17 protein-coding genes and 3 tRNA genes are annotated in these 16,728 nt (G+C 31.9%); 7 read left to right on the top strand and 13 right to left on the bottom strand.

The features are described from left to right. Positions 1 to 28 precede the first annotated feature (28 nt). From HM981_RS13980 to HM981_RS13965, 4 genes are all read left to right on the top strand, one after another. Positions 29 to 2,293 (top strand): T9SS type A sorting domain-containing protein, encoded by a 2,265-nt coding sequence (locus HM981_RS13980; protein ID WP_179339427.1) that lies wholly within the window; start codon positions 29 to 31, stop codon positions 2,291 to 2,293. 115 nt (positions 2,294 to 2,408) lie between these two features. Next, the gene (locus tag HM981_RS13975; protein ID WP_179339426.1) at positions 2,409 to 3,080 is read left to right on the top strand and encodes a Crp/Fnr family transcriptional regulator; all 672 of its coding nucleotides are present in this window, start codon (positions 2,409 to 2,411) and stop codon (positions 3,078 to 3,080) included. A gap of 70 nt (positions 3,081 to 3,150) precedes the next feature. After that, positions 3,151 to 4,020, top strand: coding sequence for an anti-sigma factor (locus HM981_RS13970; RefSeq protein WP_179339425.1), 870 nt, complete (start codon positions 3,151 to 3,153; stop codon positions 4,018 to 4,020). A 74-nt stretch (positions 4,021 to 4,094) separates the two neighbouring features. Beyond that, positions 4,095 to 4,670: a TlpA family protein disulfide reductase gene (locus HM981_RS13965; RefSeq protein ID WP_179339424.1), complete on the top strand. Its 576-nt coding sequence runs from the start codon at positions 4,095 to 4,097 to the stop codon at positions 4,668 to 4,670. Positions 4,671 to 4,689: 19 nt separating this feature from the next. Here the strand turns inward: HM981_RS13965 and HM981_RS13960 are convergent, their stop codons facing one another. The 7 genes from HM981_RS13960 to HM981_RS13930 all read right to left on the bottom strand — a co-directional run bounded on the left by HM981_RS13960 (position 4,690) and on the right by HM981_RS13930 (position 9,183). Then, on the bottom strand, positions 4,690 to 5,136 hold the full coding sequence (locus HM981_RS13960) for a sterol desaturase family protein (protein WP_179339423.1): 447 nt from the start codon (positions 5,134 to 5,136) through the stop codon (positions 4,690 to 4,692). Between the two features lie 19 nt (positions 5,137 to 5,155). Next, positions 5,156 to 5,995: a phytoene/squalene synthase family protein gene (locus tag HM981_RS13955; protein ID WP_179339422.1), complete on the bottom strand. Its 840-nt coding sequence runs from the start codon at positions 5,993 to 5,995 to the stop codon at positions 5,156 to 5,158. Between the two features lie 101 nt (positions 5,996 to 6,096). Further along, positions 6,097 to 7,557 carry a phytoene desaturase family protein gene (locus HM981_RS13950; RefSeq protein WP_179339421.1) on the bottom strand — a complete coding sequence of 487 codons (1,461 nt, stop codon included), beginning with the start codon at positions 7,555 to 7,557 and terminating at the stop codon, positions 6,097 to 6,099. Continuing rightward, a complete protein-coding gene (locus tag HM981_RS13945; RefSeq protein ID WP_179339420.1) occupies positions 7,550 to 8,461 on the bottom strand; it encodes a MerR family transcriptional regulator in 912 nt (303 codons plus the stop codon). The genes HM981_RS13950 and HM981_RS13945 overlap by 8 nt, the downstream gene beginning before the upstream one ends. Before the next feature lie 154 nt (positions 8,462 to 8,615). Then, a tRNA-Leu gene (locus HM981_RS13940) sits at positions 8,616 to 8,699 on the bottom strand. Between the two features lie 56 nt (positions 8,700 to 8,755). After that, positions 8,756 to 8,828, bottom strand: a tRNA-Lys gene (locus HM981_RS13935). Positions 8,829 to 9,110: 282 nt separating this feature from the next. Continuing rightward, positions 9,111 to 9,183, bottom strand: a tRNA-Lys gene (locus HM981_RS13930). Between the two features lie 128 nt (positions 9,184 to 9,311). Between HM981_RS13930 and HM981_RS13925 the strand changes: the two genes are divergently transcribed. Next, positions 9,312 to 9,833, top strand: coding sequence for a shikimate kinase (locus tag HM981_RS13925; RefSeq protein WP_179339419.1), 522 nt, complete (start codon positions 9,312 to 9,314; stop codon positions 9,831 to 9,833). Here HM981_RS13925 and HM981_RS13920 read toward each other — a convergent pair. From HM981_RS13920 to HM981_RS13910, 3 genes are all read right to left on the bottom strand, one after another. Next, complete coding sequence (locus HM981_RS13920) at positions 9,825 to 10,328, bottom strand: phosphoribosyltransferase family protein (RefSeq protein ID WP_179339418.1); 504 nt, start codon at positions 10,326 to 10,328, stop codon at positions 9,825 to 9,827. The genes HM981_RS13925 and HM981_RS13920 overlap by 9 nt on opposite strands. A gap of 93 nt (positions 10,329 to 10,421) precedes the next feature. Further along, a complete protein-coding gene (locus HM981_RS13915) occupies positions 10,422 to 11,006 on the bottom strand; it encodes a methyltransferase domain-containing protein (protein WP_179339417.1) in 585 nt (194 codons plus the stop codon). A 39-nt stretch (positions 11,007 to 11,045) separates the two neighbouring features. After that, positions 11,046 to 11,423, bottom strand: a complete 378-nt coding sequence (locus HM981_RS13910) for an RNA-binding S4 domain-containing protein (RefSeq protein WP_179339416.1) — start codon at positions 11,421 to 11,423, stop codon at positions 11,046 to 11,048. A 134-nt stretch (positions 11,424 to 11,557) separates the two neighbouring features. Here HM981_RS13910 and HM981_RS13905 point away from each other — a divergent pair, with 134 nt between their 5' ends. Next, complete coding sequence (locus HM981_RS13905; RefSeq protein ID WP_179339415.1) at positions 11,558 to 12,640, top strand: FKBP-type peptidyl-prolyl cis-trans isomerase; 1,083 nt, start codon at positions 11,558 to 11,560, stop codon at positions 12,638 to 12,640. 88 nt (positions 12,641 to 12,728) lie between these two features. On the opposite strand, the gene HM981_RS13900 is transcribed toward HM981_RS13905, so the two are convergent. From HM981_RS13900 to HM981_RS13890, 3 genes are all read right to left on the bottom strand, one after another. Continuing rightward, positions 12,729 to 13,316, bottom strand: a complete 588-nt coding sequence (locus HM981_RS13900) for an outer membrane beta-barrel protein (RefSeq protein WP_449489496.1) — start codon at positions 13,314 to 13,316, stop codon at positions 12,729 to 12,731. A gap of 64 nt (positions 13,317 to 13,380) precedes the next feature. Further along, entirely contained in the window at positions 13,381 to 14,334 is a 954-nt protein-coding gene (locus HM981_RS13895) for a transketolase family protein (protein WP_179339413.1), read from the bottom strand. 19 nt (positions 14,335 to 14,353) lie between these two features. Then, complete coding sequence (locus HM981_RS13890; RefSeq protein ID WP_179339412.1) at positions 14,354 to 15,199, bottom strand: transketolase; 846 nt, start codon at positions 15,197 to 15,199, stop codon at positions 14,354 to 14,356. Positions 15,200 to 15,567: 368 nt separating this feature from the next. Between HM981_RS13890 and tgt the strand changes: the two genes are divergently transcribed. Beyond that, the gene (gene tgt, locus HM981_RS13885) at positions 15,568 to 16,698 is read left to right on the top strand and encodes a tRNA guanosine(34) transglycosylase Tgt (protein WP_179339411.1); all 1,131 of its coding nucleotides are present in this window, start codon (positions 15,568 to 15,570) and stop codon (positions 16,696 to 16,698) included. The last annotated feature ends 30 nt before the right edge of the window (positions 16,699 to 16,728 follow it).

Genomic DNA, 16,728 nt, shown 5'->3' with positions numbered 1-16,728 from the left:
AGTATATTCGTTTTTACAATTCAATCCTATGAAAAAAACATTACTCTTTTTAAGTTTCATCTTGTTATTGCAAACCAATGAGATTTTGGCACAAACCATTGAATTACCATCTAGTTTATATTTATGTGACAATGGGATTATTGAACTTGATGGTTCTGTCATAAACACAACCGATACAAATATTACTTATCAATGGTATTATTCCATTTCATTGAATGTTCCCACGATACCAAGTAATGAAATAACAGGTGCAACTAACCCAATATTAACATTAACAGGTGGTGGTACTGAATATGGATACTATAAAGTATTAGCAACACTGTCTGATGGAAGTGTACATGTAGATCAAACTAAAATTTCAATAAGTAATTCAGTAAACACATATCTAATTGTTGATTGTGATTTCTTTTGGATAGAAGACTTGCAAAACTATTATGAGTTGCTATATACATCTAACATAACCTTTAGTTATTATCAAGATGAGATTGACGCCATAGAAGGTAATGACTTAAGTGCTGATAGCTTTTATTTCTATGATTTATATAATCTTTATCTTCGAATTGAGGTTAATGATGGGGAGTGTGTAGATATAATACCTTTAGATATTTACGTGAATAGTATATATGCCTATTGGGTTCCGAATATGGGAGATTGTTCCATTGATGCCACGGACAACGTATTTGATTTAACTACAAATGATGCTCAAATTATTGGAGGACAACAATTAGCAGTGGTTAATTATTTTGTTAGCTATAATGATGCTAGTAATCTAAATAATCCAATTACGAATGTTTCTAATTATACGGCATTGTCGCCAAATCAAACTATTTATGCAAGGGTATATGATCCAAATAACACTAATTTTAATTGCGATCCATATATAAGCATTACCCAATTTCAATTATTATCAATTTCTGAACCAACTCCAAATACAGAGTTAGATTATATTGTTTGTGATACTACAAGTGGCTCTGCTACTGATGGCATTGGTGCTTTTAATTTAACGAGTAGAAATAGTTTAGTGCTATCTGGCTTAAGTACATATCAGTATAATATAAGTTATTATAATACTTTAGTTGATGCAGATACTAATACCAATCCCATTTCATCTCCTAATAATTATATAGGGAGTAATGAGGTAATCTATGTTAGAGTCGAGAGCAGTATAAACTCAGAGTGTGTTCAAATTTCACAGATGAATTTAATAGTACAAGATACTTGTGATGATATTTCAGTGAATTTACTATCATATTGGTCAGCTCCTAGACCAGGATTTACATATAGAAATATGCTAATTGTAAAGAATAATGGCGAGTCAACGGTGAGTTCTGGTAGTGTAACATTTACTAAAGATGCTATTGTTGAATATTCTGGATCTACAGGATTAAGTGCAAGCAATACCATTACACCAACAGCAACTGGATTTACTTTAGATTTTGTTGATTTAGGGCCAGGAGAAAGTGAATCAATTTACATTGACTTACTGGTCTCCACTTCTGCGAATTTAGGAGATTTGATCACTAATGTTGCAGAATATACTACAGTAACAAGTGATGCGGTCGTTGAAAATAATACCTCTAGTCTATCAGAGATTATTATTGGTTCTTATGATCCTAATGATATCAATGAATCTCATGGACCAGAAATTGAACACGTTAGTTTCACGGAAGACGATTATTTGTATTACACTATTAGATTTCAAAATGTAGGTACTGCTAGTGCAATAAACGTAACCATAGAAAATACTTTAGATCTTAAGTTAGATAAAACAACATTTCAAATGTTAAGAGCGAGTCATTCGTATGGCATTGAGCGCGATTTTGATAATTTAACATGGAATTTCTATAATATAAATCTAGCCGATGAAACTACTGACGAACCGAATAGTCATGGTTTTGTGTATTATAAAATTAAGCCATTAGCAGGATATGAAATAGGTGATATTGTACCAAATACAGCAGGTATTGTCTTCGATTTTAATGCGCCTGTAATTACTAATACGTTTAATACAGAATTTGTAGCTTCTTTAAGTGTAATAGATAACAATGTAAATGCTCTGTTTTCATTAGTTCCAAATCCTTCCACAAATCTAGTGAAAGTAAAATTTGGTACATCAGAACAGAATGTAGAAGTTAGTATTTACAATGTTTTAGGAAGACAAGTTTTATTTCAAAATGCTAAACAAGTCATGGAGATACCATTAGACATTTCGTTTTTAGAAAGTGGAATTTATTTTGTGAAAATTAAAAATAGCAATGGAGATTTTGGAGTAAAAAAAATGGTTAAAGAATAACTTCAGTTTCAAAACATAAAAACTCCTAGTATAATGCTAGGAGTTTTTTTATGTTTTGAAAGCAACTAGATATTTTTTCGACTATAATAATCAGTTATATAAACCGATATAAGTTATGAATTCAATATGGACTTTTGAAGATGTCAATCTATTCAACTTATTATGCCCTCATAAATTCAAAGCCTATAAAGCTTGTCATGATTTTGATGCTTATAAAAAAACTGATTATATCTACTTTGAAGACGATGCAGCCAATAAAGTTTATCTTATTGAAAAAGGTAAAGTGAAAATTGGTTACTATAACGAAGATGGCTCAGAGGTTGTAAAATCTATTTTAAGTAAAGGAGATCTTTTTGGTGAAAAGGCTATTTTGGGTGAAGAAATCCGTGATGAATTTGCACAATCCTTAGATAATAATACCTCTATTTGTCCAGTTGGTGTAGATACAATGCATGAACTTATACGAGATAATAAAACGTTTGGTTTAAGAATTTATAAATTTATTGGATTCAAGTTTAAGAGGTTAGAACGCAGACTACAATTGCTGCTATTTAAAGATACAAAAACCCGTCTAATAGAATTTTTAGATGAGCTTTGTGTCGATTACGGTTATGATTGTAAAAAAACAGGAGATCATGTTATTAATCATCCTTATACCCAAAAAGATATTGCGTCATTAATTGGTACATCAAGGCCAACAATAAATATTCTTCTTAACGAGCTTAAAGAAGAAAATTACTTAGATTTTAACAGAAAAGAAATCAGAATCTTAAAAAAATCAGCCTAATGTTAGCTAGCTAACATTTTATAAAAAAGGGTTACTATAATTTTGAAGTATGAACTTTAAAAAAATAGTAATGATGAAAAAAATGATTTTAGCAGTCTTAACACTAGGTGTTTTTGCTGTGTCATGTAGTAGTGATGATGACAACAATACGTCTGTAAATTCAGATTTAACCCTTAGTCTTGATGGTTTAGAGGCTTTAGGTGATGATTTTGTTTATGAAGGATGGATTATTGTAGATGGGTCTCCAGTATCAACAGGAACATTTAGTAGTGTAACATTTCCACAAACATTTTCTGTAAATACCGTACAATTAAATAGTGCTACGGCATTTGTGCTTTCTGTAGAACCTGCCGTGGATAGTGATCCTAATCCAGCTGCAACAAAAGTATTAAGTGGCGATTTTTCTGGAAATGCTGCTGCAGTAAATACTAATTTGGTAGGTGATTTTAGTGATGCTTCAGGGCAATTCTTTTTAAGAACACCAACAGATGAAACAGATGAAAATAATATGAATGATCAAAATGGTGTATGGTTTGGTACTCCAGGAACTCCGCCAACACCAAACTTTGTTTTACCAATATTACCAGAAGGCTGGGCTTATGAAGGTTGGGTAGTTGGCGAAACGGGTCCATTAACAACAGGAACATTTACAAACTTTGACACCGTTGACAATGCAGCACCATTTAGTGCTACAGTACAATCTGGTCCTCCAGTTCCAGGTGAAGATTTCTTTATGAATGCTCCAGAAGGTGAAACGTTTCCATTAGATATTAGAGGGCGTACAATTGTAATTTCTGTAGAGCCAGTTCCAGATAATTCGCCTGCACCATTTGCATTAAAACCATTAATAGGTACTGCAGGTAGCGAAACAGCTCCGGCGGTGCATTCTTTTGACTTAAACTTAGCGTCCTTGCCAGTAGGTACTGTGACAAGAAATTAAAATTAGTTTTAAATTGTTAGATTTGAAGCGTAACACTGATTTTTAGTGTTGCGCTTTTTTATTTTATATAGGATATGACTGAACCAAAGAAAAATAAAGCGAAATTTTATAATATTATGGCTATAGTTGCTATAGCACTTTTTATTATTCCGCAAACCAGAACTCCAATTCAAGTATTGCTGCATAAAGGATTGAGTTATATTAATGGATCTTCGTTAATTGATAAAGAAGATCAAGAGAATGTAGCTAACGTGAGTTGGGAATTATTATCAGAAACTAATGAGCACTTTGACTTAAAAGATACAAAAGGAAAGGTTGTGCTAATTAATTTTTGGGCCACTTGGTGTCCTCCTTGTATTGCAGAAATGCCAAGTCTACAAGAGTTGTATAACGACTATAATGATAAAGTAATTTTCTTGTTTGTAACGAATGAGGATTTTGAAACGGTCAATACATTCAAATTAAAGAAAGCATTTAATTTCGATGTATATCAACCAATATCAGCACCACCTGAAGTATTGACAACACGTTCTATTCCCAAAACATTTATTATTGATAAACGTGGTGCCATTGTTGTTGAAGAATCAGGTGCTGTAAACTGGAATAGCGAAACCGTTAGAAATCAACTTGACGACTTAATTTCAGAATAAAAATGGTATGAGTTGTACTTTACTTAAAGTATTTAAACGGCACAATTAGCATTCCAAAGTTTTCTCCTTTATGTTTTCCTAAGTGTTTATGATGAATTTTGTGTGCACGACGAAGACCTCTTGCATATTTATTATCAATATTTCTAAATAATTTGAAACGTTGATGGATAAAAATATCATGCACAATAAAATAAGCCATTCCGTAAGCCAAAATGCCTAAACCTAGAGGAAGCGTGTACCAAATATTTTCGTAGCTCCATAAATAGAAACACGTTATGCTAATTATTGCATAAAAGATAAAAAAGGCATCGTTTCGCTCAAACCAACTATCATGATCTTTATGATGATGGTCGCTATGAAGGTTCCATAAAAAACCATGCATAATATACTTGTGCGTAAACCAAGCATTAAATTCCATGATAAAAAATGTTCCAAAAAAGATTAGTATCCAAAAAAATGTTTGCATAATAGTTCTTAATAAATGTTTAAAGTAAATTGAGTTGATATTTGACGTAGCTTCGTGTAAGCAGCTCTATCTTTTTATAATTTGCGACCCTAATTCTTGTTGATTTGATTTGTAAAGCAGGAGTCTTTTTAAGTTTTTCTAATAACTTACTATAATAACGGTAAGCCATAAATACACCAAATTTTGCTTCAATAGGTAGGCGCTTTATGCCTTCTAATCCGCGTTCAAAATCGGCTTCAATATCATCGATGATTGCTTTTTTTGAAATTTCATCTAATTGATTTAGATCGGTATCCGGAAAATAAGTTCTATTTAAACCTTCAAAGTCTGCTTTTAAATCCCGTAAAAAGTTCACTTTCTGAAAAGCAGAACCCAAACTCATAGCAGAGTCTTTTAAATCGTCATATTTTTTGTTGTCACCTTTAACAAAGACTTTTAAACACATTAAACCTACTACATCTGCAGAACCATAAATGTAATTTTTATATTCATCATGAGTTAGGTAATCAGTTTTATGAAGATCTAATCGCATACTATTCATGAAAGAATCTACCATGTGTTTATCAATTCCATAGTTATGATACGTTTCTTGAAATGAATTCAATATAGGATTCAAACTAATTTTATCTTCTAAAGCGGCTTCTAAATCGCGTTCAAAATTATTAAAAAGTTTTTCCTTATCGTAATCATGAAATGTGTCTACAATCTCATCAGCAAATCTTACAAACCCATAGATATTATAAATGTCTTGCCTGATATTGGTAGATAACATTTTTGTTGCTAAAGAAAAAGAGGTACTGTAAGCGTTGGTAACAGACTTACTACATTCTTTAGAAACATTGTCAAAAATTGATTTCATGTGTTTTATTTTTTAATGATCAAGTACTGTTCGTTTTTTATAATTTGTTTAGAATTTATAATTTTGAACAAACTCATTTCATGTGGTAAATATGCTAGTTCTTAAAGTTCGTTATTTTCAATCAGTTCTGCAACTAGCTTTCCTGAAATTAATGAAGGAGGCACACCTGGTCCAGGAACAGTTAACTGTCCTGTAAAATAGAGTCCCTCTACTTTTTTACTTTTTAATTTTGGTCTTAAAAATGCAGTTTGCATTAATGTATTTGCCATACCATAAGCATTTCCTTTGTAGGAATTGTAATCTTCAATAAAATCATTAACACAATAAGATTCTTTAAACAAAATATGATCTCTCACCTTCTGTTGTGTTCTTTTTTCAAATCGATTTATAATAATATCAAAATATTGTTCACGCAACTCTGGTGTGTCTTTTAATCCTGGTGCGATTGGGATAAGGAAGAATCCTGTTTCACAACCTGATGGTGCCATACTTTTATCTGTTATAGACGGAAAATTGACATAAAACAAAGGATCTTTTGGCCATTTTGGATCGTCGTAAATTTCTTCAGCGTGTTTTTCAAAATCGGTATCGAAAAATAAATTATGATGTTCTACGTTTTTTAGTTTTTCATTAAACCCAATATAAAAGAGTAGGGAAGATGGCGCAAATGTTCGTTTCTCCCAATAAGATTCGCTGTATTGTCTGTAGTTGGCATCTAATAATGTTTCTGAGTGGTGATAATCTGCACCACTTAAAACAACATCAGAATGTATAATGTCTCCATTAACCTTGATGCTTTTAGCTTTTTTATTTTCAACATTTATTTTTTCGACATTACTATTAGTATAAATAGAGACACCTAAACTTTCGGCTAAACTTTTCATTGCCTTAATAATTTCATACATGCCACCTTTTGGATGCCATGTGCCTAAACCAAAATCTGCAAAGTTCATAAAGCTATAAAATGATGGAGTTTGATTAGGTTTGGCTCCCAAAAATAATACTGGAAATTCTAGTGTAGAAATCAGTTTAGGATTCTTAAAATTTTTGCGAACTTCGGTACTTATGGTTTTAAAGAAGCGGTCCAATCTTGAAACGGTTTCTTTTGTAACCAATTCAAATGGAGATAGACCTGGTTTTAAAACCACTTTATTAATCGCAATATCGTAATGATCTTGCGCTCTTGCTATAAATTTACGAAGAGGTTTGGAGCTGCCTGGTTCAATTCTTTCAAATTCCTCACAGATTTGGTCCATGTGATCTCCAATGGTAATCACATCATCAGCAAAAAATATTTTATACGCAGGACTTAATTTGTCTAATTGATAGTAATCACTTGTCTTTTTGCCAAAATCATTAAAGAATTTCTCAAAAATGTCTGGCATCCAATACCAACTAGGTCCAATATCAAAAGTGAATCCCTCTTTTTTCAATTGTCTTGCTCTTCCGCCTACAGTTTCGTTTTTCTCAAATATAGAAACACTGTAACCAGCCTTAGCTAAATAGCATGAAGCTGATAAAGCTGAAAATCCAGAACCAATAATAGAAATTGTTTTAGGCATTGCTTTTTATGGAATGAGTTAATGATTTAATTGCATTGAATGTTTTTATGTTTTTAGGCAGAAGTTTTGTGTCAATAGTATCCACCATTCGTCCTAATATCCATAATTCGTTATTTGGTTTATTAAGAAGTTGATTATTAAAGACATTAAGATAATTTAAAACTTCTTCTTTTTCTGGTTTAATGGTAAAATAAGATACAAAAACAATATTGTCAAAGTGATTTTGAATATCGATTAAGCTGTCTACAGGTACACTCTGACCTAAAAATATAGATTTGTAGCCTTGTTTAACTATTTCGTGATTAATAAATAACAAGCCAAGATCATGAATTTCGTTATCTGGTAAATACAAAACAAATATTTTTTCTGAAGTAGAATCTTGTTTAGATTGATACTTCTCTGTATTAATTAATACTTTTTGTCTAATAAGTATAGATATAAAATGCTCGTGAGCTGGTGTAATAGTATCTGTTTGCCATAACAGTCCTATTTCGGTAAGTAACGGAATAAAGACGTCGTAGAAGATCTCTTCGAATGTTTTATCATTCATTAGAGATTCGTAGGTTTTATAAAATAACGCTTGGTCAAAGTTAAGCATGGCTAACTTAAAACTATTAATAGCGTGGCTCTCGACATTGACTTTAGTTGCTATTTCTCTAACCAAGTTCGGGATTTCTAGATTCTCTATAGTAGCAATCTTAGAAATTTTATAACCATTATCATTAAGATAACTTATGTTTAATAATTTTTGAAAACTAGCGAGATCATAATATCTAATATTAGTCTCAGTACGCTTCGGTTTTAATAAGTTGTATCTTTTTTCCCAAATTCTAATGGTGTGTGCTTTAATACCCGTAAGATTTTCAAGATCCTTTATACTGAAGCTACTTTTTATATTGTTCATTTTTTGCTTAAAATGTTTAAACAAAAATAGGTTTTATTGTATAAAGTTGCTTGTAATTAACAAAAATTATAGAAAAAAAAGTAATCTAAAGGAAATAGGGAGTTTTAGGACTTTAAAAAATGGAGTGTAGTAGGTGTGGTGTTTTAACTAAAAGTGCGCACGAGAAGACTCGAACTTCCACGGACTAATGTCCACCAACCCCTCAAGCTGGCGCGTCTACCAATTCCGCCACGTGCGCTAAATAATGAAGTAAATATAAAAAAAAGTTAAGCAAAATGCTTAACTTTTTTTTAGTGACCAGTCTGGGGCTCGAACCCAGGACCCTCTCCTTAAAAGGGAGATGCTCTGCCAACTGAGCTAACTGGTCGTTATATTTTTTTCTAACGAGGGTGCAAATATAAAACCTTTATCCAAATAGAAAGAATAGAATTTGAAAAAAATTAATTTTTTTTATCTGAAGTGAGTTTCAAATAGGACTAGCGGAATAGTATTTAGTTTTAATAGTTTGTTTTTTAGTGTTTTAATGTTTTTTAGCTCTAATTGTTTCAAAACAATTTTTTTAGGAAATAATATTGACAATCGTTTATTTAAAGAATATCAATTGAGTTTAGAGCAAAAAAAAGTTAAGCGTAATGCTTAACTTTTTTAGTGACCAGTCTGGGGCTCGAACCCAGGACCCTCTCCTTAAAAGGGAGATGCTCTGCCAACTGAGCTAACTGGTCATATTGTTTTTCTCTAACGAGGGTGCAAATATATAAGCTTTCTTTAAATTAACAACACTTTTTTAATATTTTTTTTGTTTTTTTGTTGTGAACAAACCTATGGGTTTAATAATCAATTTATAAGCATTATGATTATAGTTTTAATAGGGTATATGGGCTCAGGAAAATCAACTATTGGCAAGGAATTAGCTACATCTCTAAGTTACAGTTTTTTAGATTTAGATGATTATATTTCTGACCAAGAAAAGGCATCTATTAGTGACATATTTAGAACCAAAGGGGAAATCTATTTTAGAAAAATAGAAACTAAATACATGGAAGAGGTCTTAAATTCTTCTGAAAATATAGTTCTTGCGCTAGGAGGTGGTACTCCATGTTACGGAAAGAACATGGATTTATTGATTGATAATGCCAACGTAAAGAGCTTTTATCTAAAGCTTTCAGTGTCACTATTAGCTACACGTTTGTTTAGAGAGAGAGCAAAACGACCTTTAATTAGTCACTTAAATACAGAAGAAGAGTTGTTAGAGTTTACCGGTAAACATTTATTTGAACGTTCTTACTATTATAATAAAGCACAAACCGTTTTAAGCACAGATCATAAAACTAAAGAAGAAATTCTCAAAGACCTTTTAACACACTTAATCTAAATAAGCTTCGTAAGGTTGCTTAGATAAGTTTACGTGAACATGCTCAAATAAAGATGTAGAAAGCGAAATACCTTTAAAATCTGCTTTTACAGGGTATTTTTTATGATTACGGTTAACTAGTACAGCTGTTTTAAATTGTTTTAATGGTACATCTAAAAAATGCTTAATACCATATATTAAAGTACTTCCTGAATTTAAAACGTCATCTATAAGTACTAATGATTTATTGGAATAATCTTCTTTAGATATAGATGTTTTTATCGGTGTTGTAGGTTCTAACTTATTAATGGTGACTTTACACAACGTAGATTCTATTGGAGAAATCTTATCTAAGCTTAATTTAATTTTTTTAGCAAGAAGATAACCATTGCTTTCAATACCCGCTATTATAAGCTCTGTCTCATTAACGTTACTCTCATAAATTTGATACGCAATACGTTTTATTTTGTGCTCAATTTCTTTATGACTTAAAATAGTGTTCTTAGTAAGTGCCATAGGTTTTCTTTACAAAATTATGATTTATCATTAGCGACAGGTTGATTGCTTAACTAATTATGCTGTTAATAAGCAATGTCTCTCAAATACCCATTATGGGCATTCAAATATAAAAAACAGTTCTTTACCTTGTCTTTCTTTTATAGAATTAATTGAAGGTTCTAACGTTTTTATTTTAAAAGCAGATTGAAATAGTGATCGGTATTCAAGTAGATTCCCTCCAAAAGGTGGTCCTTTTTCTGTTAATTCAAAATCAAATAATAGACCAACAAGTTTCCCTTTGGGTTGCAATAGATGATGCATTTGTTTTACGTAACGGCTTCTTAAATTAGGATTAAGAGCACAGAAAAATGTTTGTTCAAAGATGAGATCAAATTGATTATCTAACTCAAAAAAATCTATATTTAAGAGTTGGTCTTCTGGGAAATTTGGTATGCGATGTTTTAAATGTTTTAGAGGTTGGTGTGCAAAATCTAAAACATATACATTTTTAAAACCATTATTCCATAAATACTCTGCCTCATAACTATTACCAGCACCAGGAATTAAAATCTTTAAAGATTTATCTTCTATTTGGTCAATATAGGATTTAAGCGGAGTTGATATGTAGCCAATATCCCAACCAATTTGATGATTAGTATACCTATTTTCCCAATAAGCTTTATTAATTTCAATCATAATTAAAACATGATATTGAATGGTTTATAATTCTATAGATTATTCTTCTTCGTCATCATCACGAAAATCATCAATATCACGTCTGTCTTTTTTAGTTGGTCGTCCTGTACCTTTTTTTCGATAATAGTCTTTACTGTATTTTAAAAGCTCTTTAGCTTCAAAAGCAGATTTAGGAGTTGTATCTACTCTATATAAATCTACTAGTTTTGCTCCAACACGATTTGGAGGCAAATCATTAACTGTAAGCTGGTAAATAATTTGATCTTTTCTTAGTTCTATTTTATCTGTAGGGAAAACTTCTCGCGATGGTTTTACAGCAGCGCCATTAACTTTTACCTGTCCTTTTTTGCATGCCTTAGTAGCAATGCTTCGTGTTTTGTAATAACGTACACACCATAAATATTTATCAATTCGCATATCTTTTTAGCTAAAAACTACGTTAATGTTGTAGTGCAAAAATATTATATTATTGTATCTTGCGGCTTAAAAATAAGCAATAATGAACTTCGTATGACAACTGTGGTGGTTTAATACGTTCAATATAAATTTCTATGAAAATTAAAACTCTAAAATTTAGTCTCTTATTAATGGCTCTAATTACCGTTATGATCTCTTGTAAAAATGATGATGATGACGATGATTTTGTTTTTGTTGAAGAAGATAGAACAGAACAACAAGTTAAAGATAAAGACTCTATACTATTGTATTTATCAACGCACTATTATAATTCTAGTGATTTTGATACAGGTTTAAATCATAAATACACAGATATTGATATTACAGAATTACCTAAGGATGACGAAGGGAATTATTTAGCATTACCAGATCCAACAAATAATACATTATTATTAGATGCTGTTGATACTTATACAACAGAATATTTGGATGTGAGTTATGAGTATTACGTACTAAACTTAAATCAAGGCGGAGGAGACTCGCCTGCATTTACAGATATAGTTCGTGTAAGGTATGAAGGAACTTCTGTTAATGATGCGTTATCAGGAACCAATGAAGTCTTTGATTCTAGCGTTACTCCAGTTAATTTTAACCTACAATCTAATGGTATATCAACTTCTGTGATTAAAGCATGGCAAGTTGTTTTTCCAATGTTTAATGCGGCGTCAGGTTTTGATATTAATGACAATGGTAATGGTATCGTTGATTTTAATAACTTTGGTTTAGGCGTAATGTTTATGCCTTCTGGTTTATGTTATTTTTCAGGAACTAGTACAGGATCTTCTTATGATAATCTTATTTTTAAATTCGAATTATTACAATTTGAAGTTGAAGATCATGATAATGACGGCATTCCTTCTTATCTTGAAGATTTAGACAATGATTTGGATATAACAAATGATGATACAGATGAAGATGGGTTTGTGAATTTTATAGATTCTGATGATGATGCAGATGGTGTTTCAACACTTAGTGAATTAATACCTAATACATATATAGTCGATACTACTACAACGCCTCCAGGTGTAGAACCAACAATTGCAGCAAATGAGTTTGTAAGAAGTAGGACAGAAGTTGAAGGTATTATTACTATAAAAACGGTTACTATTGCTGATTTTAATAATGACGGTACACCAGATTATTTAGATGAAAACATTACTATTGATTATAATGAATAAGCAATAAAATAGAGATTAAAGATATAAGTAAAAAGAAAACCCGCTCATTGAGCGGGTTTTCTTTTGTTTAAAATTTTATTTGCTCTTCTTATAAAGCAATCGCTAAGCTAAGAATTAATTGATCTGGTCTTGCATCAATTCTATTTAAAGCACCAGTACTTATATTAGTGTCAATAAAAGTAGCTTCGTTATGATTGAAACCTCTTTCGTATCTTAGGTCTATCCCAATACTCTTAAAGCTTAGTGCAAATCCAAAATTTAATCCAACAGAAAAATCTTCTTCAAAATCATTAATAGTTATACCATCAAAATCGGTGTCTAAAATATATTGAAAAGAAGGTCCTGCGAAAACACTAAGAGGACCTAATATTTTAACACCAACTAATATAGGTGCATCAATTTTCTTAATTGAAAACTCATCACTGGCATAATCACTTTTTGTTGCTGTATAAACGAGCTCAGGTCTTAAGTATAGTCTGTTTCCAATTTTTCCAAAAACACCAATATGGTAACCAATGTTGCGGTCAGAGCTTCTAGCTTCACTAGCAGATTCAAAATAGTCACCATTGGCACTATAATTTAAACCACCTTTAATTCCAAAAGAATCTCCATTCTGAGCTGAGGCTGTAAATCCAACAAAAGCAAAAAATGCACTAGCAACAATTGATTTTTTCAAATTATTCATAATATTCGTTTTTTAAGATTAGGTTCCTACATCCAAAAACGATGCCAAATCAAAATTATTTTCTTTTCAATACTTTTTTAGCAGCATTTACAATTGCGCCTCTGTTTAAACCATACTTATCCATGAGTTGTGCAGGTGTTCCAGATTCTCCAAATGTATCGTTGGTTGCAATAAATTCTTGAGGAGTAGGATGGTGCAGTGCTAAAACTCTAGCAACACTTTCTCCAAGACCTCCAAGGTGGTTGTGCTCTTCTGCTGTAACAATACATCCTGTTTTTGCAACAGAGTCTAAAATCGCTTTATCATCTAAAGGTTTTATAGTATGAATGTTAATGACTTCTGCAGAAATACCAGCTTCTTGCAGTGTTTTTGAGGCCTCTAAAGCTTCCCATACCAAATGCCCTGTAGCCACAATAGTAACATCAGTTCCTTCAGTTAATTGAACTGCTTTTCCTATTTCAAATTTCTGATCTGCAGGTGTAAAAATTGGAACAGAAGGACGACCAAATCTTAAATAAACAGGTCCATCATAATCTGCAATAGCAATTGTTGCTGCCTTAGTTTGATTATAATCACAAGGATTAATAACAACCATACCAGGTAACATTTTCATTAAACCTATATCTTCTAATATTTGGTGTGTTGCTCCATCTTCACCTAGGGTTAATCCAGCATGAGAAGCACATATTTTTACGTTTTTATTAGAATAAGCAATAGATTGACGAATTTGATCGTAAACTCTACCTGTAGAGAAATTAGCAAAAGTACCAGTAAAAGGAATTTTTCCTCCAATAGTTAAACCAGCAGCAATGCCCATCATGTTAGCTTCTGCAATTCCTATTTGAAAAAAACGTTCTGGATTTTCATCAATAAATTCGTTCATCTTTAAAGAACCAATAAGATCTGCGCATAAAGCAACAACGTTTGGGTTTGTTCTACCAAGTTCTGCTAGACCAGCACCAAAACCACTTCTTGTATCTTTCTTTTCTGTATATGTGTATGTTTTCATTTTTTCTTTTGATTGATAATTAATAATCTCCTAAAGTCTCAGGATTTTGAGCTAAACCGTTTGCTAATTGCTCGTCGTTTGGAGCTTTACCATGCCACGCGTGTGTATGCATCATAAAATCGACACCATTACCCATTACAGTATGTAGTAAAACACAAACTGGTTTTCCTTGTCCTGTTAAAGATTTAGCTTCCTCTAGACCTTTAAGTATAGCTTCAACATTATTACCTTCTTCAATATCTAAAACAATCCATCCAAAAGCTTCAAATTTAGCTCTAATGCTTCCCATTGGTAAAACATCGTCTGTAGCACCATCAATTTGTTGTTTATTCAAATCAATAGTAGAAATAAGGTTGTCTACCTTTTTAGCAGAAGCATACATTATGGCTTCCCAATTTTGTCCTTCTTGCAATTCACCATCACCATGAAGACTATAAACCAAGTGGTTATCTTTATTCAGTTTTTTTGCTTGTGCAGCACCAAGTGCAACAGACATTCCTTGACCTAAAGAACCAGAAGCTATTCGTATTCCTGGTAAACCTTCATGTGTTGTTGGGTGACCTTGTAAACGCGAATTAATAAGTCTAAATGTGTTTAGTTCTTCTACAGGGAAATAACCAGATCTTGCTAATGTACTGTAGTAAACCGGAGAGATGTGTCCGTTAGAAAGAAAGAATAAATCTTCTCCTATACCATCCATATCAAAATCGTCTTTGGTTTCTAATACCTCTTGGTAAAGTGAAACAAAAAATTCGGCGCAGCCTAATGATCCTCCTGGATGACCAGAATTCACCTTATGTACCATTCGCAAAATATCTCTACGAACTTGAGTTGTAAAATCGTTTAATTCTTCAATGTTTGGCATGTTGTATTGCTTAAGTTTAATATATAAATTATCCACGATAGCTCTGCTGTGTGGTTTCTCATTTTATCTTTCATTTTGAAAGATTAGATTTACAAACTGTAACTCTAGGTTGTTTAATATAAAAATATTTAAAACACAAAAATAACTTTTTAACTAGGTTTCTCAAAGGTTGAGCGCTTCCATTTATTAACGAATCATAGGATTTGCTAACAATTTTTATTTTTAATTAAGAATGAATGCCAATGAGTTATTTATATTTGCCGTCAGACTTATATTTCAAGAAACGACAATGCTGAAATTATTAACGCCAAAAAGGATGATTAATTTTGAAAAACATGTGTCCGCTGAAAAACAATACGTATAAACACATGAAATTTCAAAGAGTAGCAAAAGATAAGGAAACAAAGGCAAGAGCAGGAACTATTACCACAGATCATGGGACTATAGAAACGCCTATTTTTATGCCTGTAGGAACCGTTGGTTCTGTAAAAGGAGTACACCAAAGAGAATTAAAAAATGATATAAATCCAGATATTATTCTTGGAAACACATATCACCTTTATTTAAGACCTCAAACTACAATTTTAGAACAAGCCGGAGGTTTACATAAATTTATGAATTGGGATCGTAACATTTTAACCGATTCTGGTGGTTATCAGGTATATTCTTTATCTGCCAATAGAAAAATTAAAGAAGAAGGTGTAAAGTTTAAATCTCATATTGATGGGAGTTACCATGTTTTTACTCCAGAAAATGTTATGGAGGTACAGCGTAGTATTGGTGCAGATATCATTATGGCTTTTGATGAATGTACACCATACCCTTGTGATTTTAATTACGCTAAGCGTTCTATGCATATGACGCATCGTTGGCTAGAACGTTGTTTAACGCACTTAAAAAAGACTCCGTTTAAATACGATTATGAACAGACGTTTTTCCCAATTGTTCAAGGGAGTTGTTATAAAGATTTACGTGAACAGTCTGCAGAATACATCGCGAATGTTGGTGCACAAGGAAATGCTATTGGTGGACTTTCAGTAGGTGAGCCAGCAGAAGAAATGTATGCCATGACAGATGTGGTGTGTAGTATTTTACCAGAAGATAAACCACGTTATTTAATGGGCGTTGGTACACCAATCAATATTTTAGAAAATATAGCGTTAGGTGTAGATATGTTTGATTGTGTTATGCCAACACGAAATGCTAGAAACGGAATGTTGTTTACAGCACATGGTTCAATTAATATTAAAAACTTGAAATGGGCAGATGATTTTTCTCCTATTGATGAGATGGCAATAACGTTTGTAGATACGGAATATAGTAAAGCCTATTTAAGACATTTATTTACCGTGAATGAATTATTGGGAAAGCAAATAGCAACGATTCACAACCTTGGGTTTTACCTTTGGCTAACTAGAGAAGCTAGAAAGCATATTATTGCAGGGGATTTTAGAACCTGGAAAGAGATGATGGTAAAACAAATGGATAACCGATTATAAGATTCGTTATTCTAATATAATAAAAGTCAA

The sequence above is a fragment of the Winogradskyella ludwigii genome (assembly GCF_013403985.1).
Classification (GTDB): domain Bacteria; phylum Bacteroidota; class Bacteroidia; order Flavobacteriales; family Flavobacteriaceae; genus Winogradskyella; species Winogradskyella ludwigii.
The sequence above is the reverse complement of the archived record's forward strand: the minus strand, read 5'-3'. Positions and strand labels throughout refer to the sequence as shown.

Bases quoted from the DNA above. Each gene is read 5' to 3' on its own strand.
- HM981_RS13980 (WP_179339427.1), top strand. From the start codon at position 29: ATGAAAAAAACATTACTCTTTTTAAGTTTCATCTTGTTATTGCAAACC.
- HM981_RS13975 (WP_179339426.1), top strand. From the start codon at position 2,409: ATGAATTCAATATGGACTTTTGAAGATGTCAATCTATTCAACTTATTA.
- HM981_RS13970 (WP_179339425.1), top strand. From the start codon at position 3,151: ATGATGAAAAAAATGATTTTAGCAGTCTTAACACTAGGTGTTTTTGCT.
- HM981_RS13965 (WP_179339424.1), top strand. From the start codon at position 4,095: ATGACTGAACCAAAGAAAAATAAAGCGAAATTTTATAATATTATGGCT.
- HM981_RS13960 (WP_179339423.1), bottom strand. From the start codon at position 5,136: ATGCAAACATTTTTTTGGATACTAATCTTTTTTGGAACATTTTTTATC.
- HM981_RS13955 (WP_179339422.1), bottom strand. From the start codon at position 5,995: ATGAAATCAATTTTTGACAATGTTTCTAAAGAATGTAGTAAGTCTGTT.
- HM981_RS13950 (WP_179339421.1), bottom strand. From the start codon at position 7,557: ATGCCTAAAACAATTTCTATTATTGGTTCTGGATTTTCAGCTTTATCA.
- HM981_RS13945 (WP_179339420.1), bottom strand. From the start codon at position 8,461: ATGAACAATATAAAAAGTAGCTTCAGTATAAAGGATCTTGAAAATCTT.
- HM981_RS13925 (WP_179339419.1), top strand. From the start codon at position 9,312: ATGATTATAGTTTTAATAGGGTATATGGGCTCAGGAAAATCAACTATT.
- HM981_RS13920 (WP_179339418.1), bottom strand. From the start codon at position 10,328: ATGGCACTTACTAAGAACACTATTTTAAGTCATAAAGAAATTGAGCAC.
- HM981_RS13915 (WP_179339417.1), bottom strand. From the start codon at position 11,006: ATGATTGAAATTAATAAAGCTTATTGGGAAAATAGGTATACTAATCAT.
- HM981_RS13910 (WP_179339416.1), bottom strand. From the start codon at position 11,423: ATGCGAATTGATAAATATTTATGGTGTGTACGTTATTACAAAACACGA.
- HM981_RS13905 (WP_179339415.1), top strand. From the start codon at position 11,558: ATGAAAATTAAAACTCTAAAATTTAGTCTCTTATTAATGGCTCTAATT.
- HM981_RS13895 (WP_179339413.1), bottom strand. From the start codon at position 14,334: ATGAAAACATACACATATACAGAAAAGAAAGATACAAGAAGTGGTTTT.
- HM981_RS13890 (WP_179339412.1), bottom strand. From the start codon at position 15,199: ATGCCAAACATTGAAGAATTAAACGATTTTACAACTCAAGTTCGTAGA.
- tgt (WP_179339411.1), top strand. From the start codon at position 15,568: ATGAAATTTCAAAGAGTAGCAAAAGATAAGGAAACAAAGGCAAGAGCA.